The organism is Edaphobacter lichenicola, from assembly GCF_014201315.1.
Lineage (GTDB): Bacteria > Acidobacteriota > Terriglobia > Terriglobales > Acidobacteriaceae > Edaphobacter > Edaphobacter lichenicola_B.
Window position 1 is genome coordinate 359,584 of the sequence record NZ_JACHDY010000002.1, and the last position, 25,061, is coordinate 384,644.

General features: G+C 54.3%; 12 protein-coding genes. 1 reads left to right on the plus strand and 11 read right to left on the minus strand.

Annotated features, from left to right (window positions below; translation table 11 throughout):
• Window positions 1–109: 109 nt before the first annotated feature.
• The 4 genes from HDF09_RS07855 to HDF09_RS07870 form a co-directional block, all read right to left on the minus strand.
• Complete coding sequence (locus tag HDF09_RS07855) at window positions 110–3,553, minus strand: TonB-dependent receptor (protein WP_260181015.1); 3,444 nt, start codon at window positions 3,551–3,553, stop codon at window positions 110–112.
• 463 nt (window positions 3,554–4,016) lie between these two features.
• Window positions 4,017–5,450, minus strand: coding sequence for a sugar porter family MFS transporter (locus HDF09_RS07860; protein ID WP_183764325.1), 1,434 nt, complete (start codon window positions 5,448–5,450; stop codon window positions 4,017–4,019).
• 3 nt (window positions 5,451–5,453) lie between these two features.
• Window positions 5,454–8,882 (minus strand): tetratricopeptide repeat protein, encoded by a 3,429-nt coding sequence (locus HDF09_RS07865; RefSeq protein WP_183764328.1) that lies wholly within the window; start codon window positions 8,880–8,882, stop codon window positions 5,454–5,456.
• Between the two features lie 488 nt (window positions 8,883–9,370).
• A complete protein-coding gene (locus tag HDF09_RS07870) occupies window positions 9,371–11,917 on the minus strand; it encodes an alpha-galactosidase D (RefSeq protein ID WP_183764332.1) in 2,547 nt (848 codons plus the stop codon).
• 251 nt (window positions 11,918–12,168) lie between these two features.
• Between HDF09_RS07870 and HDF09_RS07875 the strand changes: the two genes are divergently transcribed.
• Window positions 12,169–13,134 (plus strand): aldose epimerase family protein, encoded by a 966-nt coding sequence (locus tag HDF09_RS07875; RefSeq protein WP_183764335.1) that lies wholly within the window; start codon window positions 12,169–12,171, stop codon window positions 13,132–13,134.
• A 128-nt stretch (window positions 13,135–13,262) separates the two neighbouring features.
• Here HDF09_RS07875 and HDF09_RS07880 read toward each other — a convergent pair whose 3' ends face one another.
• The 7 genes from HDF09_RS07880 to HDF09_RS07910 all read right to left on the minus strand — a co-directional run bounded on the left by HDF09_RS07880 (window position 13,263) and on the right by HDF09_RS07910 (window position 25,023).
• The gene (locus HDF09_RS07880) at window positions 13,263–14,360 is read right to left on the minus strand and encodes a hypothetical protein (protein ID WP_183764338.1); all 1,098 of its coding nucleotides are present in this window, start codon (window positions 14,358–14,360) and stop codon (window positions 13,263–13,265) included.
• Window positions 14,360–15,391: a hypothetical protein gene (locus HDF09_RS07885; RefSeq protein WP_260181016.1), complete on the minus strand. Its 1,032-nt coding sequence runs from the start codon at window positions 15,389–15,391 to the stop codon at window positions 14,360–14,362. The genes HDF09_RS07880 and HDF09_RS07885 overlap by 1 nt, the downstream gene beginning before the upstream one ends.
• A 228-nt stretch (window positions 15,392–15,619) precedes the next feature.
• A complete protein-coding gene (locus HDF09_RS07890; RefSeq protein WP_183764341.1) occupies window positions 15,620–16,201 on the minus strand; it encodes a YceI family protein in 582 nt (193 codons plus the stop codon).
• Between the two features lie 57 nt (window positions 16,202–16,258).
• Window positions 16,259–18,130, minus strand: a complete 1,872-nt coding sequence (locus tag HDF09_RS07895; RefSeq protein WP_183764344.1) for a CRTAC1 family protein — start codon at window positions 18,128–18,130, stop codon at window positions 16,259–16,261.
• Window positions 18,131–18,332: 202 nt separating this feature from the next.
• Window positions 18,333–20,111 (minus strand): tetratricopeptide repeat protein, encoded by a 1,779-nt coding sequence (locus HDF09_RS07900; protein ID WP_183764347.1) that lies wholly within the window; start codon window positions 20,109–20,111, stop codon window positions 18,333–18,335.
• A 76-nt stretch (window positions 20,112–20,187) separates the two neighbouring features.
• Window positions 20,188–21,105, minus strand: a complete 918-nt coding sequence (locus HDF09_RS07905; RefSeq protein WP_260181017.1) for a tetratricopeptide repeat protein — start codon at window positions 21,103–21,105, stop codon at window positions 20,188–20,190.
• A gap of 258 nt (window positions 21,106–21,363) precedes the next feature.
• A complete protein-coding gene (locus tag HDF09_RS07910) occupies window positions 21,364–25,023 on the minus strand; it encodes a TonB-dependent receptor (protein ID WP_183764353.1) in 3,660 nt (1,219 codons plus the stop codon).
• Window positions 25,024–25,061 lie beyond the last annotated feature (38 nt).

The following is a 25,061-nucleotide window of genomic DNA, read 5'->3' on the forward strand; positions in this document are numbered from 1 at the left end:
TTTGACTATTGAGAATGCGGCTAAGGTGGATAAGGGAAGAGGGAACTCGAAAATAAAGCTCCCTCTTCCCCGCATATCTACATCTTCACTTTGAGATCCGCACTTTTATTTAGAAAGCGTATCTCAGTGATAGCTGGAAGAACCGCGCATCCGGCGTATTGTTCTGGAACGTCTTCGGACCGTTGATCAGCCCTCCACTCGCAGTGTTGTCGTGAATTGCCGGATTGGCAAGAGTTGGATGGTTGAGAACGTTGAATCCGTCAGCGCGGAACTGGAGAAACTGCTCGTGGAATGTCGTGAAGTTTTTGAAGATCGACATATTCACTCCGTAGTAGCCAGGACCGTAGATCTGATTGGATCGTCCACCGAGATACTGGATCGCTGTCGCGATATCCGTTACTGGTGACGTAATCAAGTTGCCAGACAGCGGATTGGCAAATGAGCACGGGTTGTAATAGTGTTCACGAGTTCTGGTTTGGGTGGGGCAGCCCGGACCGCCGCCCGGTGCAAAGGGATCGTTGATTGCGATGGCACGCCTGTCGCCCGCCCCTGAGGGCCCGTTGTTGCTCGGATTGACCGTGAAAGGAGTTCCACTCTGAGCTACCCAGGTTAGGCTGCTTGACCATCCGCCTGCGGCCAGATCGAGCAGCCTCGAGTGATTCAAGTAGGTTCGCCCGAGCCCAAAGGGCAGAGCGTAGTTGCCATTCAACGTGAATCGGTTGCGAACATCGTAGACCGAGTTGGTGTATTCATCGATGACTGGAATAATGGCTAACTGCCGATCACCTATTGCCGTCGAGAGACCGCCCGCAGAACTCGTGTCATCCAATGCGTGAGCCCACGTATAGGTCGCCAGGAAGCTCAACCCATGCGAGACACGCTTCTCGGCTTTAGCCTGCAGCGAGTTGTACGTGCTTACACCGCCGTAATGAATCGTTCCGATTCCTCCGAGATCCGGGAACGGTTGCAAGGACTGCGTTCCAGTTCCCGACGGATACAGCGCACGAATCGTATTTGGATCGTAGTAGGTCCCGAGATGACGCACGACATTACCTACATAGCTGATAGTGCTCGACAGGTTGGACGACCACTGATGCTGGAAGGACAAGTTGTAGTTCTGGGTGTAGGGTGTCTTGGTATTGCCGTCGGTCGCATGAAACCCAGGGTCATTGACAGCATTCAGCAATCCATTGGCTAGGCCACCAGCCAGACCGGTCTCAAGAGTAATTCCATTCGAAGGGCAATTCCCCAGAGAACAGCTCACCGGATTGGTATTCACCTGAGCCCTGAAAGGAAACTGATCACCAAGATTATTGCCTCCATTGCTCTCCAGGCCACCATAGAAGATGCCATAACCCGCTCGAATCACCGTCTGCGAATCCAACTGATACGCCAGGCCTATGCGCGGAGCGAAGTTTGTCAACTGAGTTGAGACAAGGCGCTCGTTATTCACATACTTGATAGTTACATTGTCCTTCGCCAAAATGGACGGGAACAAAGTGCCGAGAGGAACTGTATTCTGAATACTCCTTGGCAACTCCAACGCGCCTGTGCCGGCTCCGTTTGCCAGCGGGGGACCGGGAATAAAGTTTTCCTGACGTCCTGAGTTTTCCTTATACGGCTGGTAGTAGTCGTACCGCACTCCTAGATTGAGCGTAAGCCGGGTGGAAATCTTCCAGTCATCCTGAGCGTACACGGAGTCATACCACCGGGCATCATTGACGTTTGGAGCAGTCGAGATTGCCGAAGTGTTGACCTGATCTGCAAGAAAGTCCGCGATGCCGGAACCGGTAGTAAAGGTTGATGAACTATTAACCGCGGGGTCACTGGTGTAGAGCCCCGTGAAGTAATAGTTCCCCAGAGAAGAAGGTGCATACCGATAGAAGTTTCGAACCGATTGAAACGCCACACCGAACTTCAGGGAATGGTTCCCCACTGTCTTGGTTACGTTATCTAGGATCTGATAAACATTCTGGGTCTCGTTCGATGTGCCCTGTGAGCCGAAGTTGCTGACTCCTCCCCCTGACTGCGGAGTGGCATAAACCTGAAACAGTGGCAGACCGCCTTCGTTAGGAGAAAACGGAATACCGCCTAAACCAAGCGTCGGAGCAAGGTCGACATTTGCATTTGGCTGAAGGAAGGACGACCTGCCCGCGCTGAAGCTGAAACGAAACTCATTGGCGAGTGTAGGCGTAAAGAAATGAGTCTCACTTCCAACAAAGCTCTGGTACAGATTGATGTCGTGCTCTCCTCCGTATCCAGTGCCATCAAGAGGATTGCCAAGCGGAAGGCCATTGACCGCGATCTGATGCACATAGCTATAACGCGCATACGCTTGATCCTGGGCGGTGATGTTCCAGTCCACGCGATGATCGAACTGAACGGTATTGTTATGGGTTGGAGTATTTACCACGTAGTTCTGGTAGGTCTTCCCGCCATTCGTATTAGGCTGCGGAAACAGACTAAGTAGATTCTGAGCGACTTTGTTGATCTGGCCTGGGCAAAAGACATTGTTTTGACCGTTGCAGGACAACGTGTTGGCCGCCCCCCCCCCAGAGTTAGGTTGATAGAGCTGAACCACCTGTCCGTTATTCAAACTCGGATTGAGCAGTTCGGAGAAATTTCCCTGCCGTATCAATGGCGTGGGCACGGTATACGTACCTGGATTACCGTATGCGATGCGGTTAGCCTCTACATCGCCGAAGTAGAAAAGTTTGTCACGAATAATTGGAAACCCGAGCGTTCCTCCAAACTGGTTTTCGTGATACGGAGGATTGGTCAGCGCATTCCATGCCTTTGCATCCAGGCTCGTATTGCGAACATACTCCCACAGGCTGCCATGAATCTTGTTGGTTCCGGATTTGATACTTGCCTGCAATACAGCGCCGGCCGAGTGTCCAAACTCCGCACTGAAGTTGCTGGTCTGGATACTGAACTCCGACAACGCGTCGGGAGGAGGACGCACGACGTAGCTCGAACCGTTGAGAAAGTCGACGAGATTGGTGTTATTGTCTACGCCGTCCAGAATGAAGTTGTTCTGCGACGTACGCTGTCCATTAGCAACGAAGTCTCCTGTGCCACTGCCGCGCGTGTTTCCAAAGGGCGGTGCGACTCCGGCGGTCAGCTGTGCAATATAGACAAAATTGCGTCCATTGAGAGGCGTAGTGTTGATGGTATCGGTGCTGATCACCTGTCCTACCGAACTGGTTTGGGTCTCTAGCAGCGGCGCCGCCTCCGTGACGGTCACTGTATCCGATACGGAGCCTGGCTTGAGATCGAAGACGATATTCAATCTTTGCTGGGCGTCCAGGTGGAGATTCTCGCGCATGGTTGTCTCGAAGCCTTTCGCAGTGACAACCATCTTGTAGTTGCCGATCTTCAACGGTGAAAACACGTAGAAGCCGCTACCGTTCGAAGTTCCTTGCAGCACCAGACCCGTATCGACGTTCGTCACAGTGACTGCGGCACCCGGGACTATCGCCCCGCTGCTGTCCTGCACAACCCCCGTTATAGCGCCCTGGTCGACCTGCGCGACTGCACTCTGGGTTATCATCCACAACCCCAACAAGAACGCAAAGAAGAGCGAATAGAACCTGGCTCCTTCATAACCTCGTATAAATCGACTCTTTGTCATTTCAGTGCCCTCTCTAACTATCGGTTTCTCAGCTGTTACCACTACAGGCCTCGCATAATCGAAAAATAATAACCAGCATCAGTTGCCCAACTCCAGATGGTGATTCGTAATGTGTACGTTACCGGAAAACACGGTATGCCTCTATAATAGAGACTGTCAAGTATAATTATTAACTCTCTTTTTCTAGTTGTAACTACCCTGCGTGGATGCTTCCCAAGAATTCGTGTACGTTCCCATAAATGAGCCAATCTAATGAGCTTCCGCAACGGGTGCGTTGGAAATAGTTGCATGCCATGGGCTTAGCTGGCGCTGAATCCGCAACAGTGATTTTTCGCTGGCGGAGTTCGTCGCGAGCATTCGATCTCGATAAGGAATGGCCCCGTCACTTCACTGAAAGTACTTGAGCTTCAATCTCTTCAAGAGTTCGCCCTTTCGTCTCAGGCACGAAGAAGAAGACGAAAGCCACACCCAGCACGCAGATGACTCCATACCCTAAGAAAGTACCTGAGCTGCCGAGCGCATGATTAATCAGAGGAAAGGTATAAGTCAGCACAAAGGATGCTATCCAGAGGGCGCTCACAGCGATAGAGACCGCCTGGGAGCGAACTCGGTTCGGAAAAATCTCGGAGATCAGAACCCAGGTAACAGGGGCCAGAGTGAGGGCGTAACACGCGATCGCACTCAGCGTCAGCACCAGAACTGCGCTGCCATGCCAGCCTGCACGATAAGCCATTCCAGAGAGTAAGTGAGAGATACCTATACCAATACACCCAAACAGCATCATCGGACGGCGTCCGACGCGATCGACGATCAGCATTGCCATGACGGTGAAGATAAGATTGATGGCTCCCGTAATCACGATGTTGAGGAGGATGTCGTTTTCCCCATACCCCGCGCTGCGATAAACCTCGGCTGCGTAGTTGAAGAGGATGTTGATGCCTGTCCATTGCTGCAGCACGGCCAGAGCCGCTCCTATCAGCACTATCTTCCGAACACCCGGTAACCAGAGTTCTCTCCATGAGGTTTTCAGGGCCGTTTCCAGTTGCAGTGTTTTTTTAATGTTCGCGCCCTCGCTCAACGCATAGGAGAGCCCTCCAACCTTGGTCAAGACTTTATAGGCAGAAGCTTCATCGCCTTTGGCCAACAGCCAACGCGGACTCTCGGGAATGAAGAGGGACATGACCGTAAACATAATTGCCGGCACCATAACGGCGCAGAACATCCAACGCCATCCATACTGGACGTTCCACGTCTGTAGAAATACTGCATGACTTATCCGATCCGGAATCGGACGAGCAATCTGCCAGTTTGCAATCTGCGCTAATAAGATACCGACCACAATGGCAAACTGATTGAGACTGACCAGACGGCCTCGAACGGGCGCCGGACTGATCTCCGCAATGTAGAGAGGGGAGATATTCGAGCTAAGTCCAATCGCTGTGCCACCGATAATGCGCCAAAAGATGAACGCCGAAAAGGAATAGGTCCAGCCAGTCAGCCCTGAGGAGATCGCAAAGAGAATCGCAGAGACAAGAAGTACCCGCCTGCGCCCGAAGCGATCTCCCAGGTATCCAGCCGCGAAGGATCCCACGAAACAGCCAACCAGAGCGCAGCTGTTGGCCCATCCTACGAGTTGCTCAGAATTGAGTTGGAAATAAGCCTCATAGAATTGCCGAGCTCCGCCGATCACCACCCAGTCATAACCAAACAGCAGCCCTCCCATCGCCGCCACCAGCGTAATAGCCCAAAGGTAAACGGTGTTTTGAACCTCGATCGGCGAAACGTCCGTACCAGGACGAACAGGAAGAGTTTGCATAGGTCAGCTCACCACCGTTTCAACTGCTGCCAACAGATCGGCGGCCCCTGCGTGGTTTCTATCGAGCCGACATACCTCGTTCAGCAGAATGACCGCAGGGCCTATCTGGCCCAGACCCAGTAATGCCTGGGCGCGCAAAAACTTCGCCGAGATCTCTTGCCGCTGAACCAGGTTCTCTTCGAAGAGGAGCATCGCAGGCAGCGAGGTAGCGAAGTAGTCGATCTTAGGGGTTTGCCGCTCCAAGTCGAAAGAGTAGTCGTATATCTCCTGAAAAATTCGCATCGCCTCTTCGTTCCGTCCCAGACTGGCGAGAGATTGAGCGCTCCAATAGGTGTTATCCGAAATGGAATAGACCTGCATCTGTTGAAAGTCACCGCGATGTTGTGCAGCACGCTCCCAATGCAGCGCAGCATTGGCATGATCACAATTTGCCGCAAACGCGGTGCCCAACCAGTAGTCGATCATGCTTAGATTCATAAGAAGATGTTTTGCTTCGCTTATGCTCTCCGGCGGATTCCATGCGGCTTGAAATAACCGAATCGCCGTCGGTCCATCCTTTTCCGTTAGGGCCTTGAATCCAAGCAGCAGATTGGATCGAACATACTGTGACAGCACCAGGCCTTCCCCGCCCTCCCATGGCTGAAATCTACGAGACTGCAATATCTTCAATGAATCCGCAGGCCGGCCTACCTGGTTATAGAGGGTGGCCAGTTCGACTGATAGATCGTCACGCAATGCGACCAAGTCCAACGACTCTTCTAACACCGAGAGCCGCTGTGAAGCAGGTTCACCAGTGCGCTTCAGCAATTGGTCCTGTTCATAAAGTATCCGACCATCCTCTGGGGAAAGCACGCGAGCACGCGCATAGGCTTCACGCGCTTTCTTCTCGTCCCCATCGACGTTGTAATATGCGAAGCCAAGATTGCGCCAGATAGTTGCGAACTGTGAATCAAGTTCCCCCGCACGTTCCCACAGTTTAATGGCTTCTTCGTGGCGTCGCCTGTCGTACAGCAGATTACCGAGATAGTAGGGAGCGCGCATATCCAGTGAATCCCGCTCCATCGCGGCTTCAAGTAGGAGCAACTCCTCTAACCTGCTGGGGAATACATAGTCCACGTTCGCAGCAGAAGCTAACTGGTAAGTCTTTTCACTTTCATCTTCCCTACCAAGAAGCCCGTAGACGTATGCTAGAGCGTAAAGCATCATGGCCGACGAGCCAGCTTCCACTTCTTCCGTACCGGCTGAGAAGACCTTCAAAGCGTCGTCCAGAAGGTTGCAACGCAAAAAATCGAGACCAAGGTCTAGCCTCTGCTGACCATTCTGGGGAATACTGCCGGTATCGAGATATCTACTCCAGTTATCAAGAGGATCAAGATCGAGAGTCGCCTTGATCAATGTCTTTGCCTCCGCGATTCTGCCGAAGCGCTGCAAGACGACAGCCTTGAGATTACGCGCGTTCAGATTGTCCGCCTCTGCCCTCAGAGAACGCTCAATATGATCGAACGCACGTGGCCACTCCCGACGGCCGCAGTCAATCTCCGCCAGTCGATGATAGGCGGGGCCGCGCCAAGCGGCGTTCCATGTAGATTTATAGAAAGCCTCATAAGCTTCATCGATTTTGCCCTGATAGCGCAGTGTCAATCCGAGGTTGTAGTGTGGCTCACCATCATAAGGATTTGGATTGCGCGCCGTAAGTCTCGCGATAGCAGTTCGCAGATATCGTTCGGCGATCGAGAACTCGCCTCGTCTAAGATACCAGCGTCCCAGTGTGTGATTTGATCGGCTATCTCCTGCATCTCTACGAATAGCTTCCAGCCAATAATCTTCAGGAGTTCTCGTCGCATGGCGATACTGCTCAAGGTGCAGCCCAATCAGGTACAACTCATCGCTAGTTAAAATGGTCTCTGGCAAACCTGGCTCAGTGGCCACCTCAGGAGCGGATGCCGCAACAATCTCAGTCGGGACGTATCGAAGAATCACGTCTTCTTCTAATTCGTCCCCTTCTATCAATAAGAGTTCGAACAGACCAGAGTCATCACCGACAGATAACTCCATGTGGAGCGGCGTCTCAGGCTGCAACCTACCCCGCCATTCCGCGACCTTCTTTCCTCCATTTTTTAGACAGACAAGAGCGTTGAGGATAGAGCGAGTGACCAGGAGATGTACAACGACTTTACCTCTTGCCCTTTCAAGTCGAACTGCAGCGTCAAGATTCGCCAGATCCGGCACACCAATTTCGCGAATGGGATACCAATATTGACTAAAGCTCTTCGTCTCTCCTGGTGCGAGGAAAGAGAAATCGGGCTGATTATCCGTGTAAACTCCCGCCATCAACTCGATGTAAGGCCCGTCTGACTCAGTAAGACTTCGGTCCCAGGCGTATCCAAAGTCGTGATTCCCCCACGTCCACTGTTTCTTCCCAGGGGCGATATGGTGATTGGCGACATGCACCATGCCGGCATTGACGGCATGATCGTACCCTCCAGCAAAATCTCCTTTAGAGTTCGCAACCATATAGCTGGTTGGAACCGGAATGTTCGAGTACCAACTCAGATCATTGGGTGGGTAAGACCCATCCGGCACAAACTTCGACGGCTTTTCCTCCTCTGGAACCCCACTCACGGCACGCTGTCCATAGTCGACTCCGTAATAGCATCCTTGACTGAGAGGAAACTCCGTCACCGCGCGTTTGGCGTGGTCGGCAACGAATCGCACGTCCGTCGGAAAGAAAGACTGATACTTCTCATGGACACGCGTCGCAACATTCGCCCACCACAGAAAAGTCTGTGTATCCTGCGTGCGATTGTAGAGGCGTACTTTGAGCTCGAGATAAGCTTTACCAGGACGCAGGCAAAGACCATGCATGCCTTTCATCCTCACCATCGGATCATGATCGCTGCACCAGATCGTGACCGATCCATCCGGATCCCGCTCAATTGCCACTTCAACCGGCATAAAGGTCGCAGGACGATGGTGCTGCGGCCAGTTGAACTCCACTCCTCCCGACACCCACGGTCCCGCGAGTCCAACCAGAGCGGGCTTGATTACATTCTGTCGATAGAAGAAGTCGTAGCCGTTGAGCTTGTCGTACCCGACATGAATACGGCCCCCAATCTCCGGCAAAACCATCAGTCGAACGTACTCATTTTCGATGTGTACGGCTCTCCACTCATGGAGCCGGGGCTCCGTATCGACGCGGTCGATCACTGGCAACGGATACACCCGACCGCTGCTTCCCTGGTAGACGCGTTTCTCGAGGAACATCGGATGAGAATCTGGCGCGGCGGCCATGTAAGTTCGCATGACGACCGGCTCTTCCCATACTTTCACCGCCCCTAGTTCAGAGGCCGGAGCAGGTGGAAGTTGCAGCTTCTGAAACTCCGCTCCGTTGGAAGAAGCTTCGTTCCCATTCGAGTCTTTTTTCTGCGTCATCTCTCGTTCCCCGACAAAGTCACGATTGCGCAAACGAAGGATAGGTAGAAACCTCTAAGATCGATAAAGGCATTTCACTCCTTCACCCTTCGTGCACGTTACCGTAAATGAAACTGTAGGCACGGATCAGGGCATTGTCAAGAAAATGCGGAATTTGGTTATTTAACCCACAGCTTGCTTCACAATATAACCTACCGTGGTCGTACACGTAAATCATTGCTTTGATTCCAATTGACTTCCATTGCACAGTAAAACTTCATTTCGGACCACCCATAGATGGCTTGCATGGCGCCTCGACCCAGGAGCCTCTGACGTGACGTCATGCTGGGATGAGCCATGCCGAAGTTTCGGACCACGGATTGTACGTGCCTGCCTCCCGCAGGAGAGGTAGGTGGGAGTGGCAGAGTCGGGAGTGGCAGCCGGGATGCTCTTAACCGTTGCCTCTTCCCACTCTTCTAGTGACTCCAATCAATTGAAACGAAAAAACTCTACCGTATCTCCGAACTGCCGCCGAGGCTTCCAACATCAGCTCCATTATTTGCGCTGAACACGAGATTCACATTGAACTGTGCGTTGTTTGAACACTTCGAAAAATCGATCGGAACCTTGATGTTGGAGTGGCCATTCGAAACAATATCTCCCAATTCGATCGGCAGTCGCCCGATCACTTTCGGGTAACAAGTTCCATCCCCGCTCGACTGAGTTAATGAAAAAGTATTAATCTCAGACCTGGCAGCACGGCCCTCACCGAGGTTGTTCAGCGATATCTTCCAGACGCGCAGATTCTGAGCTCCAGCCTTACCCACGATGGATGCAGACAGGTTTGCGGACTCAACAACCGGCGCAATCGCGATTCGGTCCAACGCCGGAGCGTATCCTGTGGCATTGCCGAACTGGATCGTATTGGATCCAGCCTGCAACTGCACCGAAATTACCGCGCTGGTAGGCAAGCTGAAGCTACTTCCATTCAGGTCGAGTTCTGTGCTGGTTCCACCGTTGACGGTCATAAAGAACGACCGCGGACCGCTCGTCAGGTAGTCGATCTCCATCAGATACGCTCCAGCCTTATCCACGATGACGTTCGGAAAGGTTACAGTGTTGCCGCTGCCCCCACCTATGTTGCCCGCCTCCGCGGCACCCGAGCAGTACTCGCAGTAGGGAGGAGTGACGGTTCCCGCCAACGTGGCGTTTTCCGCCTCATACGTAACTGAATTCGGAAGCGGAGGAGCCCCAAATCCGCCTCCACGAATCACAATACGGTCCATATCTGGCGGATAACTCGTAGGGCTGCCAAATTGAAGGCTGTTGACTCCTGCATTCAGTGGCACTGAAACAGTGGTGCTCGACGGAAGAAAGAAGCTTCCTCCGCCAACATTCAGTGTCGTAAGAGGACCGTTGTTCACCTTGTAGATCAGAGACCTCGGCCCCTGAGTCAACGAATCTATCTGCATCTGATACACGCCGCTTCGACGTACCGTGACATTGTTGAAGGTCACGGTGTTATTCGCACCCACAGCCAGTCCACCGACCTTCTCTCCACCCGAACACCCCGCACAGGCCGCGATCACGGCTGTGCCGCTCAACGTAGCCGCCTCTGCCTCATAGCTCTGCGCTTCGGCAGGTTGGACGCGTCCTTGCCCCTTGACCTTCAAAAGCCGTACACCATGACCCAGAATCGTTGTGCTGAAGGCTTTGCCATAACTACCCAGTTCAATGTGATTCCACAGGTCACGAACGCTCGGCGCATTCGCGAAGCCCAGACTACTCCACGGCACCGTCACACGGGATGGAAATGCATTCAGATTGAACACGGCCACATAGTAGCTCCCGTCACCCAGGTCGGAGACCCACACCGGAGTATCTCCGCCCAGTGCCTGCTTCGCCGGATGGCCGGACTGATTGATAGCGAGCACCTCATCATTGGTCAAGATCTGTTTGCCGAAGTCGTCCAGACTTGTCAGATCTCCGCCCAGGTACATCGGCGCATTCGCCATCGCCCAAAGCGTAGTGATCGATTGCCGTTCTTCCGAGCTCAGGCCAGAGGTGGTATTGTTCATCACCTCAAGCGAATCCAGGTCATTCCAGCCGACCGCGGCACTTGCATCGTTCTGCCATCCCACAAGATCGTAGAACCGCCACGAAGCCATGGCCCAATTCGTAATCGTCGCGCAGTTGCCTTCACAGTCAATGTCGCCTTCGATCCTGCGAGCATTCGCGTACTGCTGCCACACGCTGAGATAGTCCTTATCCAGGGCCCACGAGATCGTAAACCAGATCGGACGGCCACTCTGCGCAATTGCCTTTCCCCAAGCCGCCACGTCCGCACGATTGTCTATCGACAGGTCGTAGCTGTACGACCCCGGAGTAACCGCATCGAGTTTGATCGCGTCGATGCCCCAGGAAGCGAACAGATCCACTACCGAATTGATGTACTCCTGCGCGCCCGGCTTGGTGAAGTCGATCTTGTAGTGATAAGGAGAGGTTCCAGGAGCACCAAAGGCATTCCCCGCCTGGTACGGAACCGTCAGGATGTCCTGGATATGGTACGGAGTGCCAAGGATCGGAGAGTTGGCAACAACGGCCGGATATTCCACCCCTGGAATCCAGTAAATTCCTGCCTTCTGTCCGTTCTCATGAATGTGCGCCACCAGAGCAGTGATATCGGGGAAGGTCGTCAGATTTGGAGTGGGACGACCGTACGCGTCAAAGCTGCCTTGCCAGCCAGAGTCCATATTGATGTAGTTGAAGCCATGAGCCTGCAATCCGGAAGATAGCAGCGCGTCCGACTGAGCGGCCATATTTGCCTGCGTCAGGAAGTTGCTCGAGATCGTCTGTTGGCTAAAGCTGCTCCAGCCGAGATAAGGCCGCTCTGCAATTCCGGGTGTCTGCGCTTCCACCGAAACAACGGCCACGAAGAGTGAAGCGGCAGCAAAAAACAATGCAAGAAGGAAGCGATGAAGGTTTCGTAGAGGCTGATCCTCGACCTGCCTCTGGAACGTCCGGGGTTCGGCGAAGCAGAACTGTTTCTCTGTCATGAAACCTCTCCTGTCTACTCAAATAAAGATCTGGCTCTTTGAAGAAGGCAATTCATCTACCCACCGGTGTAAGAAGTACTTGCAGTGTGTAGGTACACGAAATAAAGGTCACGCACTTGTACAAATTTGGATGAACAGAAATAACGTGTTCGTTACCGCAAAAAACAATGTCACAGAAGAAACCACACTGTCAAGATATTTTTTGAAAGAGACCTGTAGCGTAAAGTCGACGAGAGGAATGGACATCCCAAATGAACGAGCACGAACCCCTTTCCCTTCAAAACGAACTCCTGCGAATCGAGGTGCTCCCCTCGTTTGGAGGCAAAATTTCCTCCCTGGCCAGTATGAGAACAGGAGAAGAATTTTTGCTGCCACCGCTCAACGGCTATCATCCTGCCTCGCCAAACGCCGACTTCAGCCAAAGCGATGGGGGAGGCTTTGACGAATGTCTACCAAGCGTCGCGAGGAGCGAAAGCATTGCCGACGAACACCCTATCCCCGACCACGGCGATCTATGGCGACAAAGGTGGCAAGTCGATTCGCAGAACGCAGCCATTACCCTTCACGTCGACGCAGTATCACGCCCTCTTAGACTGACAAGGAAGATCTCCTTGAAGGGTTCATCAGTGATCCTCGACTACGACCTCTTCAACAGGTCGAACTCACCAACAACCTGGCTCTGGTCTGCTCATCCTCTCCTTCGTGTCGATGCAGGGGACCACATCGTATTACCCAATGGGATCAATGAACTTTCGGTAGAGTACTCCGCCGGCAACCTCTTTCGTACCGATAGCTCCATCGCGTGGCCACTTGCAAAATCAACATCGGGTGCGATCGTCGATTTAAGCGAAGTTGCTGACAAGGACGGCGTAACAGCGCACAAGTTATTTGCTCGCATAGGCAATTTGGGTTGGGGTGGTCTCTACCGGCGCAGGATAAGCCAAGGTCTTATCCTGCGGTTCGATCCCTCTGCCCTCCCTTTCATAGGCATATGGATCTGTTCAGGAGCGTGGCCGGAAAACGGAGCGAAGAAGCAATACACCGTAGCGCTCGAGCCCACAACGTCCAACAAGGACTCACTGGCCTCTGCCGTACATCACGGAACCGCATGCCATCTCGACAGCCAGGAGCACTTTCGATGGAGACTCGAGCTCCAACTTGCCGGAGCTTCTTCACCAATTAGTTTTGAGGATTTCTGTACTGAGGCAAAGTCTTAGCGCATCCAGTCGAGTAACTGATCCATCTTTGCGGATGCTGTAGAAGTCGTTCCCCGAGCCAGCGTAGGAGCGATAGCACATGCGAGTCCATGACCTTCAAACCACGCGAGAAAGCGGGATTGATCCGCTCAGGCCAATCTGGACTGGTTGATCCACGCATAGTACGCACCCATATCCGCGTCGATCAGTGAGCCTTCCTGATCCTGCGCCTGTTGAAGAGGATCGCGCATCAGCAACTGTTCCATCGGCGCGTTCGCCTGTCGCGTTCCAAATCGAGCGAACAAGGTAAGCGGCTCCGCACGATGCAGACACTCGCGCGATGCCCATTGAACAAAGGTCGTGCTGAATATCTGGCAGCCCGCCCCTTGTGTCAGCAGATTCACTTCAAAGTGTCGCAGCGAGGCATCATCGGCTGTACCTCTGAGATCCACATCCTCCGGACTGAGACCCGCCATATAGGAACTTATAGCCTCCGCCCCTGCAACTCCGCCATTCTCCGCTCTATGCGTGAATTGATTCAGCAGCGCAAACTCTCGCTTCGCCACAGGAACGAGCCTGTTGTACGACATCACAGTCAATCCCTCAGCATCGACGGCCGCGATGTGCGGCTCACTTCCTTCGATATACCAATGGCCGTATCTCAAAGGATGTTGCTTCGTTCGCGCCTTCACCTCGGCCACCAGAGTCTTCAGTCCATCTGCAGGGTCCAGCTGTGTAAACATCGTGCCGTGGGGTGCCAGCTTCCGAAACAGTGGCTGCTTCACCTCCTCGGATCCTTGCCCGATGACGACAATCGTCCAGCGCGGAGTGACCGGAGTCCTTTCTCCAAGAGCCTTTTGCAGATACTCGTGATAATCCTGTGCGGCCTTATGGAAACTATCAATCTCGTGTTGAGACCACAGGTAGCCAGTCAGTTGCTCGCTAAACTGTTGCGGCCTGTTAATCCAATCCGCTCTCCGCAACTCAGGCGAGAGTTGAATAGCGAAGAAAGGCGCCATCAACGCTTCAAAGGATGCTGCCTCTGTCCGCCTCAACAAATCGAATTCTAGGCGTAGCTGTTCCCTCTCTGCGGGAAAACACCAGTCGTACTGAATCACCTGCCTCAGCACAACAGAAAGCAAGATCAGCGGCATACGCTTCAGCACCGAAAGATTCTCCACAGAAAACGACCGCGCCTGTGGCGGATAGTGAGCAAAGCTTTCGACGCGCAGATCGCCTGGAACCATCAAAGCACCTCAACAACCGGTCTGCCCATGGCAAGCGGCGTAGCGAAACTCATCATCGCGCCAAGAGTAGGGACAAGATCGATCGACTCAAGGGCACGATCAACCGTGATGTTCTGCCGAATGCGTGGTCCCATGGCCATCATCCACGTGGTTCGCGAGAGTGGATCTCCCGTCCGGTGATGCTGAAAGCCATTGCCTGACGCACTGAAGTCCGAGTCGCGCCCAAAATCGGGTAGTATCAGCATCGTTGTTCGGCCTTTGTACTCGGGGTCGTTCTCAATCATCTGCCATATCTCTGCGCAGAGCCGATCGGTTCGGCGGATGCCTTCCACATAAAGTGAATACGCCCCCGAGTGCGCGATATCCATATCGTGAAGTGTGATCCAAAGCAGACTCGGCGCAAACCTGCTCATTAGCTGCCGCATCACGTACACCGAAAGTTCATCAGCGCTGGACAACGTCTTCGCATGTCGTGTGAAGTCGTCTACCGAAAGGTGCAGCATCTCTGTCAACCGCGAGAGCTGCAACTCGCTTTGCACTCCTTGCGGGGTAAAGAGTGGCGTCTCATAGTTATCCTGTAACAGGAACTCAAGACCAGCCGAGTTCGCGGAGCTTTTGCCAAGAGCTGCAGCCAGCAGATGTTTCGGCAAAATCACCTGCGCGCCAAAACCCGGCGCAAACTGCGTCCCATCACTCTGTCCGATGCGGTTGAAGCCATTGCTCGGAGCAATCACCCACGCATCATTAGCAGGCCTGCCCAATCCCTTTCGGAAGTATTCAAAGACCGTCGGATTCATCGGCGCAACATCGGCAAAGTTATCGAACCGCTCGTAGACGCCGGTAGCAAGGCTGGCATTTGCCACATAATGCCCAAGAATTCCACGATTCACCACCTGCGTGAAAAATGTCGCTTGAGGGATCAGTTCCTTCATCATGTGAGGAATATTTTCCTGTCCCTCAGGGGCAAAGGTCTCTTCGTCACGCGCTCCCCCACCAAAGGTAACGACGACCGTCTTCTGCAGTCGAGGCATCCCCGCAGCGCGCAGCGGAGCAAAGCCAAGCAACCGACTGCCGGCACCGGTCACCGCCGCAGAGCGCAGAAATGCGCGTCTCGTAAGAGCCCTCTGCTGCGCGATTTTTCGTAGGTCGTCCGTTCGAAGGAACCTCGACTAAGAACTCTAACACGCTTCGGTTTTCTGCGCGGGCGTGCGAGGTAAGGTCTACTGGTCCTGGTGCGACCGGAGATAACCGCTGGGAGACTACTGCTTATAGACCAGTCGAGGCCCGCTGACCTGCTCTACTTTCAAGTCCACATCCACTTCAACGCGGTCGGCGATCTTCACAAAAGGAATCCCGCTCGTCATCCCATAGTCCTTGCGATCAAACGCCATAGCCCCTTTGATAACGCCCGACCCCGTGCCTTTACCAGAAACCGTCAGCTTCAAAGTCTCAGGTTTAGATACCCCCCGTATGGAAAAATTACCAAAGACATCAAAGGTTTCGGGGCCAGTCTGCACCACCTTCGTTGAGTGAAACGTGATCGACGGCGATTGTTCAACGTCGAAAAAATCCTTGCTCTTCAGCCTTTTGTCCTTTATTCCACTCCCGGTATTCACCGTGCCCGCCGCAATCCGGATATCCAGAACCGCCGTCGTTACATCCGAAGAGGTGAACTTCAAAGAAGCATCCCACTTATCGAATTTACCGACCAGAGCAACAGAAGCTTTAACGTAAAAGTTGATACTGCTGCTCTCTGGAGTAGTTTTGAAGACGGGAAGTTGAGCCTTGCCTGGCGTCGGCAGCAAGACAATTGTCAGAAGACTCAGAAGGGCTAGTCGCATGGTGCTTGAGTTTGAACTCTCCCCACTCCGCTGTCAAATAAAAAAGAGAGCCCGCGTCTAACTCTTCCGTTTCGCTCCCTTCAGCGGGCCAGCCTTCAAGATCTTCCCGCCTTCCTGAACGACATAAAGCTGGTTGACCTCAAGATTTTTGAGTTGATCCACCTGCCCGCTAAGCCATCGTATCTCGACAATATCCACCTTTTTGGCCCGGTCGAGTCCAAAGTGCATCCGCATATCGTTTTGCGAAAAATAGCTGCCTCCGCTCCGTAGCTCGTCAAGCTGCCTCGAAGGCTTTGCAGCATCGGGTGTCGTTGTAGCAGTCACAATCACCCGGCTTCCAATCCCGGAACGGTTCGACTTCACACCAACCAGTTTGATCTTGATCCAGTTACGATTCAGTGTCGAATCGCAGCGTAGAAGCTGTGGCCCTGCGTTGATGCAGTTCACGACGATATCCAGATCCCCGTCGTTATCGTAGTCGCCAAAGGCACAGCCACGCGCCGGCACATCCTCCAATATCCCCGGACCACCTCTATTCGTGACGTCCTGAAAGCGGCCATTGTGCAGGTTCCGATACAGATACTTATGCTCCGCGTATTTAAGATCAGCTTTTGACTTGTCTACCTCAGGATAGACATGGCCGTTCGACATTAAGATATCGAGCCATCCATCGTTGTCCATATCGAAGAAGCCAACGCCCCATCCAAGCAGTCGCGTATTTTCTCCCAATCCGCTGGGATAGGTGTGGTCTTCAAACGTCGCATCCCCCATGTTGGTGTAGAGCGAATCGGTATCGCCCGCGAAGTTTGTCTTCACAATGTCGAAGCTGCCGCTGTGGTTATAGTCCCCAATCGAAACGCCCATCCCTGCCTGCGGTTTGGCTTCGGCCGAAAGTGCCGCTCCGGCCTCGATCGCGATGTCGCGAAAGGTTCCATCCTTCTGATTCAGATAGAGCGTGGCCGGCGCCGAATCATTTGCAACATAGATATCAGGCCAACCATCATTGTCCAGATCCGACGCGGCGACACTAAGCCCGTAGGTTCCAACCGCAGTCCACATTCCAGACTTCTCACTAACGTCACTAAAGGTTCCATCGCCGTTGTTGTGATACAAGATATTTCTGCCACCGGCCAGCCCCGGCGGACCGCACGCTACAAGTATCCCTTTATACGTACACGGCCCGTCCTCCGGCAAAGGTGCAGTCTTCAGATCGAAGTCAACATAGTTGGCGACAAACAGATCAAGATGCCCATCGCGGTCGTAATCGACAAACGTGCAACCCGTATTCCAACGCACCTTCGGTCCAGGCTGGAGAAGACCCGCCTGTTGTGTCACATCGGTAAAGGTTCCATTCCCGTTATTGCGGTACAGCGCATTCTGACCATAGTAAGTTACAAATAAATCGTCATTGCCATCGTTGTTATAGTCCCCCACGCAGCAGGCCTGCCCCCAACCGATCTTATGCTCTAGGCCAGAGCCGGTAGTTACGTCAGTGAAGGTTCCATCGCGATTGTTCTTGAAGAGATGACAACGCGGCTCCTGTCCCATGGGAAACCCCTCCAGCCGCCAGCCATTGACGAGGAACAGGTCAAGCCATCCGTCATTGTCGTAGTCGTAAAAAGCCAGCCCACAACCCGTTGTCTCCAGCAGATACTTATTCTTCGCTTCCCCTCCATAGATAGTCTTGCTCGTAAGGCCAGCTTCTTTCGCAACGTCGAAAAAACTCAAGCCAAGCGGCATATCCTCGATCGGAGACCTCTCTCCAGGCGGAGGCGGAGCAGTCTTCGCATCGTAGCTGCGCTCCTGCGGGCCTATACCCTTTGGCGGCGGAGCCTGCTGCTGCAACGGCGAAGCCAGCGCCAGAATATCCGCAAACGGCAACACCAGGGCAGTACGGCTAAGGGATCGGATAAATCTACGGCGATTCATATCAGTGAATTTTGTTCTCAAGATGATCCTGGTCTCAATATGGATAACATGCAGTGGGATGATGCGCGCCAACGATCAGCACAAGAGCCACTAACAAACCGTCCCTTCCTGTGCGCCGAATTATAGCGAACGCTCCAAAGCACTGTACATAAGCCGTTCGTCAGCAATTGGCAACTACTCTGTGTCGAACTTCGACAGGCGACTAGGGAGCTCCAGATGTCTTCACCGCCTCAGCCTTCTGACGCTCCGCTGACGCCTCTGCGGTTTTACCCTTCCTGTCCAGTGCCTCTGCAAGACCAAGATGTGCCTCAGCGTAGTTTGCGTCGTAGCCCAATGCATCCTGAAACTGTGTGATGGAGCCCTCCAGGTCATTGTTTCTCAGCGCAGAGTTTCCAGCGTTGGTGGCAACCTCAGCACGCTGACGGTTCATGTTGCTCCGCATTAGCTCTGCTGCCTTCCGGCGTTCCGTTGCGGCCTCACCCGGCTGGTTTTGCTTAACCAGCACAGCCGCGAGCGTCAAATGCGGATCGGGCTGCCCCGGAAGTTGCCGGATAGCCTCCCGCAGCGCCGACGTAGCTTCAGGTAATTTGTTCAACTTGTCGTAGACACTCCCCAGCGCCGCCCATCCGTCTCCATTCTCAGGACGAAGTTTCAGGGAGATATTCATCTCACGCGCCGCATCCTCATATCGCCCGGTCTGCATGTAGAGCACGCCGAGAAGATATGGAGCTTCCGCCGCCGACGGATCAAGCCTCTGTGCAGTCTCCAGCTCGGGGATAGCGCCCACCGCATCGTCCTGCATCTTCAGTGCAAGACCCAGGTTATAGTGCAGCTGAGGCGCGTCAGGTGCCAGCTTCAACGCCTGGTGCAGTTCCACCACGGCATCGCCAAACTGGCTCAACTGCACATAAGCTGCCGCAAGGTTCTGATGCGCCGTCACGCTCTCCGGTGCGAGCGCGATGGAACGTTCGAGAACAGGCACTGCGTCTTTAGCCTGTTGCGCCTGACAAAGCGCCATCCCAAGATTAGTCATGGCTTCAGCGTTCTTCGGCTCTGCGGCAACGACTGTCTTCAGCAGCACAATCGCCTCCTGCGCTCTGTTCGACCGCTGTAAAGCGAGAGCGAGTTGATACGAAGCTGCTGTGGAGCTCGGCTCCAGCTCCAGCAAGTGTTGGAAGACCGGAATCGCCTCCGTGTCCTTCCCATCTGCCGCAAACGCCTTGCCAAGTTCAAGCGCAATCATCGCATCCTGCGGAGCCAGTTGCGCTGCCTGCATCAACTCGGGCATCCCATCCTTTTCATCCCGAGCCCGCATCGCCAGACCAAGATGCAAATGCGCGACCGCTAGATTGGGATTCAGTTCAATGGCTGTCGCAAACTCCCCTTGTGCATGCGTCCAATCCTTCTGCTGGGCGTACAACGAACCAAGCTCATCGTGGAGCTCAGCGTTCTGCGAGTCTGCGGCGAGCGCAGCCTTCATCTTTGTTACCGCAAGCCCGGTCTGATGATTCGCCGCAAGAGAACGTGCATATCCGGCGAGGACATAGGAAGGCAGTGCACTCTTCTGCAGACGCGCCCCCGCTTCACATCTGGAAAATAACGGAATCGCCTTCCCTGACAAACCGATCTGTTCATACGCCATCGCGAGATTCATCTGCGCGGTGTTATCGGTGCTCTCTATCGCAAGCGCTCTTTCAAGCTCATAAATGCCTTCTTTCACAAACCCGCGACTCACTAAAACTGCTCCAAGCGCACTGTGCCCCTGCTCAGCCTGCGGAGCGAGCTTAACTACCTGCTCAAAGTCAGCCTGAGCGGCGTTCAAATCTCTTTGAGCCAGGGCAGCCTGACCTGCACGATACGCCGCATCCGCCTTCTTCAACGCCGCTGAAGGCTCTTGCGAATGAGCGATGTTCGACAGCGCCATCCAGGCAATCAATATTGCCTTCACCGCAACAAACTCGTCCTGAGGAAACCTACCCATACGATCGTGACGACCCCAGCCTGTCCTGAGATGTGATCCGCATAGCCTCTTCCGCGACAAGCATGCCCCCTCGTCTTCAATGAAGCGTTTCCAGTTTGGGTTCGTTCGCTGACTGTATCTTGTGCGAGATCTCGTTCTCTCGACTCGCGTCCTCTGCCCTGCCCAGCGATCGATACGCCTGCCCCAACAGACTATGCGTGATGTAGTTGCTCGAGTCCATCTTTTCGGCACGTTCCAAATACATCAACGCGCTGGCAGGATCTTGCCGCTTCAGCAAAACCTTACCGAGCAGAATATAAGGTCCCGTCGCATTCGGCTCCAGCAACAGCGCCCGCTGCAAGGATTGCTGTGCCTTCGCATAATCCCCCGACCGGCTATAAGCGTCCCCAAGCCTGTCGTAGATGCTCCCATCCAGCGGACTACGGCTCCGTTCTTTCTCAAACTCCGCAATCGCCGTATCCAGATGCTCTCCGGCCAGCGCTACTTCGCCAAGCAGCAAATGAGCCAGCGGCAGCTGCGGGTCCAACTCCAGCGCCTTCGTAGCAAACTGCTGCGCCACTGGCAGGCCGTCTCGCCGCAGCAACATTCGCGCAGCCAGAAGATAAGCCGGCGCCGAATCGGGAGCAAAGCCATACTGTGTCGCAAACGCCGCACGGGCCTTGTCGTATTGATTGGTATCAACATAGCAAAGCGCGAGCACATAATTAGGATCGATCCTGGTCTGCGACGTCCAGCTGGACGCAGACTCGAGCAAAGGAATCGCATCCGCCGGCCGCCCCAGCCGAAACAGCGTCAGCCCTCGCAGCTGCGCCGACTCTTCATCATGGGGGTCCTGCGTCAACGCACTCGCAAGCGCAACATCCGCATCCGTAAAGTCGTTTTCCGAGTACAACGCAAGACCACGCAGCCGATTGACGCCCGCGGGCACCGGCCGTTGCGCAGCCAGCACATCCAGCTGCTTCAGAGCAGCTACTGCAAGCCCACGATCGATCATAGCTCGCAGCTGCGTAAGACTTGGCATTGCTTCAACAGCCGAAGCTCCCGGAGAGGCCACCAGCGGCTCTGGCGCCTGCACTCCAGGTACGTTTTGTGTCGGACTCTGTGCAAGTCCAGATAGCAGGGACAGCGCTACAAAGAAAGACAGGCAGGCCGGTAACACTACTTTGAGCAGGCGAGGCATAGAGATCTGGACCGAGTGTAACCGAAATAAAAGGGGAGCCGTAGCTCCCCCTTTTTTATATCCCTGCTAGGTCTAGAACTGAAAACGCCCCGAGAACTGCAACTGCCTCGGATTGGCCGAGTTGTTCGGGAAGGGTCCGTTCGTAATCGAGCCTCCCTGGTCCACATTGCCGCCAGGTGCGCCCCAGTTGATATGGTTGAAGGCGTTGAAGCCATCCGCTCGCAACTGGAAGGTTAGCTTCTCACGAATAAGGAAGTTTTTCTGGATCGACAGGTCAGCGTTGAAGAAATGCGGCCCGAAGACCGTGTTCCGTCCCACATTGCCGATCTGGTCGAGACCCGGTCGCGAGAAAGGCCCGTTGCCACTATCGATATTATAAGACTGGTAAAACAACAGGTTATTACCCGGGATTCCTGTCTCTTGGGAGTGGAAGCGGCGAGTATCGCCGTTTACTCGACAGGGCGCATCTGACGGGACCTGCTGGCTGCAAGTCGAATAGGTCAAGGTGAACGGCAAACCGCTCGAGTAGTTGATGACCGGACTGATCTGGATTCCGCTCACAATCTGGTTGATCACTCCGTTCACGTTCGAGAGCAACAGCTTATTCCTTCCGAACGGTAACTCGAATAGTCCGTAGACGATAATCTGCTGCTGACGTAGCGCCCCGTCTCGACCAGCAACAATGTGCTTGTCCCACGAAGAGTAATTTACCGAGTCGCTTATCGCCTGCTGCCACGCGTAGTTTGCATTGACCGAAATGCCATGCGCATACGTCTTAGCCAGGGTTACCTGCAGCGCGTTGTAGTGAGTATCGAGATTGTCAGAGAAATCCGTAATATCGTTACTCCATCCGCAAGCGCCTGGGGCGAGACCTTGCCCAACCGGCTGCACATAGTTCGGATCGGCACAGGCTGCCAGCTTACCGCCGTAATACCGCCGCAGCAGGTTCTGGTTGTTGACAGCGCCACCCGGGCCAACACCATTCACATACTGACTCACATTACCCGGAAGATTGGGCAGATTCGGATCCCAATGCAATGCCTCACCATTAAAGCTCTGATCTGAGGGCAAAGCGATTGCGGCCTCGTTCGGGTTGGTCGTATTGCCTGAAATATCGCCGAAGGTATGAGTACCTTTGTTGCCAACATACGCGACCGTCATCGACAACGTGGGCGAGAACGACTGCTGAACACTCAAATTCCAGGCATCGAGAGTTGGCAGACGAAGTGTCGTCGGCCGCGCGCGCGAAGTCACCTGATAACCCGGATTTGGCAGAAGACCGCTCGCTGGTACTGCGACCGGCGCCGCCAAAGCTGGTCCGACTGCCAGGTCGAACGCGGAGGCAGTGCCGCTAGCCGTGATCGTTTGGTTCTGCAGCACCGGAAGGTTCTGCGTCGCTGCGTGACCAAAGATCGAACCGAATACGCCAATGTCGAAGCTTCGTCCGTACCCGGCTCGGATCACGGTCGCAGGAGTCGCCTGATACGCAACTCCGACGCGTGGGTTATAAGCATTTCCCGGGCGGTTGTAGTTCATGTTGCTGCCAATGTTGCCGAAACCTGCCACCTGGAGATAGCCAGTGGTCGGGTTCAGTAGCGCTCCATTTCCCTTACCGTTCACGCTCTCTGGGAAGTACAGCTCATAGCGCAAGCCCAGGTTGACCGTCAGCTTCGAAGTAACACGCCACGTATCCTGGGCGTAGAAGAAGTCTCGTTTCTGAAACTCCTTGGCATTCGTCGTTGTACTCACATACCGCTCAAACTGAGTTGGGCTGCCGAGTACGAACGATGCAAATCCCAAGCCAGTCTTTCCGGTGGCCCCGTTCGCCCCCGACGGACCGGTACCGAAGAACAAAAGGCCAGTGCGGTCGTTGTCGCTCGGCACCCGCAGGTTGCGTGCATAACGCAGGTCCATGCCGAACTTAACGCTGTGGTTGCCTATAGTCTTGGTCCAATTGTTCGCAAGCTGGTACTGGTCTTCGCGCTCGGTCAGCGGACAGTTGCAACGGTCCACGTTCAACCCGGCACCGTATTGCGGTCCCTGAGTTTGGCTGTTGTTCGGCGGTCCAAAGCTGGCGACTTCCGTTAGCTGAAACGACGGTGAACCACTCGTGATGGGATCTCCCAGATTCAAACCCGGCGCTCCAATGTTCGTAGCCAGATTTGTACCCGCGTCGTACTTCGATGTCCCAATGTTGTACCGGAAGTAGCCAAGGCGCACGTCGGTAACCAACTTCGAGTTCACGGCGATATCTACACCCGCCGCTGCGCTGTCGTTTGCGCCCTGCGAGGTGCCACCATAACCACCCAAGCCAAACCCCGATCCTCCGGCATCGCCAAAGATCGTCTTACCCGTAAGGGTGTCCGTGAAACGGCTGAAGCGCCCAAAGACGTGTACCCGGTCGTTGACCGTCCAGTCACCTCGAACGTCCCACTGATCGCTGTTGAAACCACCGGTCCCGCTACCCGCATAATTGTTCTTGAGTCCGGTGACTTGCTGTCCCGTGGGGCCCACAGGAGAGCCAGGCGTATTCGGAGCGTAAGGCGCTAGAAGCTTGAGGAAGTTCCGCGCCGGCACAGACACGTCCGACGCGGGGATAACATTGCTCGCGTAAGCAATAGACTGGCCGTTCACTTGGTGGTAGAGCTGTCCGACTGCCGGAGTATATTCGCTGAAATCGCATCCGGGCTGTCCAGTTACGGTTGTGGCCTGTCCAATGCAGGTCGAGACGAGGTGCGCCGTCGGAACGGTCTGCACGTTCGCGATACCAACCTTCTGTCTTACTCCCTGATAATCTCCAAAGAAGAACAACTTATCCTTGATGATCTTTCCACCAATCGATCCGCCAAACTGATTCTTCAAGCCCTGAGGGAACGGGTTCGTCGCCGAAAGCTGGCCGGAACCCTGCGAGAATGGCTCGCGTGCAAGGTTCGCGTTACTTTCGCGGTAGTCGAATGCCGATCCATGCCAGTTGTTGGACCCTGACTTCGTCTGCGCCGTCACCACCGACGACACTGCCTTGCCAAACTCCGCGTCGAAGTTCTGCGTCGTGATCTTCGTCTCGGACAGCGAGTCGGAGTTAGGATTGACCACAATAATTCCGAGGATCGGGTCCTGGTTGTCAGTTCCATCCAATTGGAACGCGACTCCCGCAAACGCCTGGCCGTCCACTTCGATCTGCTTCGAGCCCTGCGGATTCTCACTCGCCGCGTGGCTCCACCCGAGCAACTGCGCGCCTGGCAAAAGCAACTGCAGATTCGTAAAATTCCTGTCCGGAATGGGCAGGTCCGTAATCTCCTTCGCCCCAAATGTCGTCGATACATCCGCACGGTCCGTCTTCAACTGGGGGACAGCATCTGCATTTACCTCAACCGTTTGATCGGATCCTCCAACCGTCAGCGCTGCCTCCACCTTGATCGAGGTGTCAGCAGTCACCAAGATACCCTTCTGCTCAAACCCCTTGAAACCCTGCGCGCTCACCTTCACGTCGTAGACGTCTGGGATCAGATGTTCAACAGTAAATTCGCCGCTTCCATTAGACTGCACGGAAACTGACGTCCCTTTCGCGTTGTCGATAACTGTAATCGTCGCGCCTGGAACTGCCGCACCCGTGCTGTCCACGGTCGATCCGAAGATCGAACCATAAACCGCCTGGCCATACGCCACCGGCGAAGACGCCAGAGCACACACGGCAAATAGCAACCCCACTGTTACTCGCGTCACAACTCTCATCGCAAACCTCCAAAAAGTGCTTCACGTTTTGCTTACTG

What these genes read in the sequence shown, in the direction of transcription:
- HDF09_RS07855 (WP_260181015.1), bottom strand. Translation starts at nt 3,553, where the DNA reads ATGATAACCCAGAGTGCAGTCGCGCAGGTCGACCAGGGCGCTATAACG.
- HDF09_RS07860 (WP_183764325.1), bottom strand. Translation starts at nt 5,450, where the DNA reads ATGCAAACTCTTCCTGTTCGTCCTGGTACGGACGTTTCGCCGATCGAG.
- HDF09_RS07865 (WP_183764328.1), bottom strand. Translation starts at nt 8,882, where the DNA reads ATGACGCAGAAAAAAGACTCGAATGGGAACGAAGCTTCTTCCAACGGA.
- HDF09_RS07870 (WP_183764332.1), bottom strand. Translation starts at nt 11,917, where the DNA reads ATGACAGAGAAACAGTTCTGCTTCGCCGAACCCCGGACGTTCCAGAGG.
- HDF09_RS07875 (WP_183764335.1), top strand. Translation starts at nt 12,169, where the DNA reads ATGAACGAGCACGAACCCCTTTCCCTTCAAAACGAACTCCTGCGAATC.
- HDF09_RS07880 (WP_183764338.1), bottom strand. Translation starts at nt 14,360, where the DNA reads ATGGTTCCAGGCGATCTGCGCGTCGAAAGCTTTGCTCACTATCCGCCA.
- HDF09_RS07885 (WP_260181016.1), bottom strand. Translation starts at nt 15,391, where the DNA reads ATGCCTCGACTGCAGAAGACGGTCGTCGTTACCTTTGGTGGGGGAGCG.
- HDF09_RS07890 (WP_183764341.1), bottom strand. Translation starts at nt 16,201, where the DNA reads ATGCGACTAGCCCTTCTGAGTCTTCTGACAATTGTCTTGCTGCCGACG.
- HDF09_RS07895 (WP_183764344.1), bottom strand. Translation starts at nt 18,130, where the DNA reads ATGAATCGCCGTAGATTTATCCGATCCCTTAGCCGTACTGCCCTGGTG.
- HDF09_RS07900 (WP_183764347.1), bottom strand. Translation starts at nt 20,111, where the DNA reads ATGGGTAGGTTTCCTCAGGACGAGTTTGTTGCGGTGAAGGCAATATTG.
- HDF09_RS07905 (WP_260181017.1), bottom strand. Translation starts at nt 21,105, where the DNA reads ATGATCGATCGTGGGCTTGCAGTAGCTGCTCTGAAGCAGCTGGATGTG.
- HDF09_RS07910 (WP_183764353.1), bottom strand. Translation starts at nt 25,023, where the DNA reads ATGAGAGTTGTGACGCGAGTAACAGTGGGGTTGCTATTTGCCGTGTGT.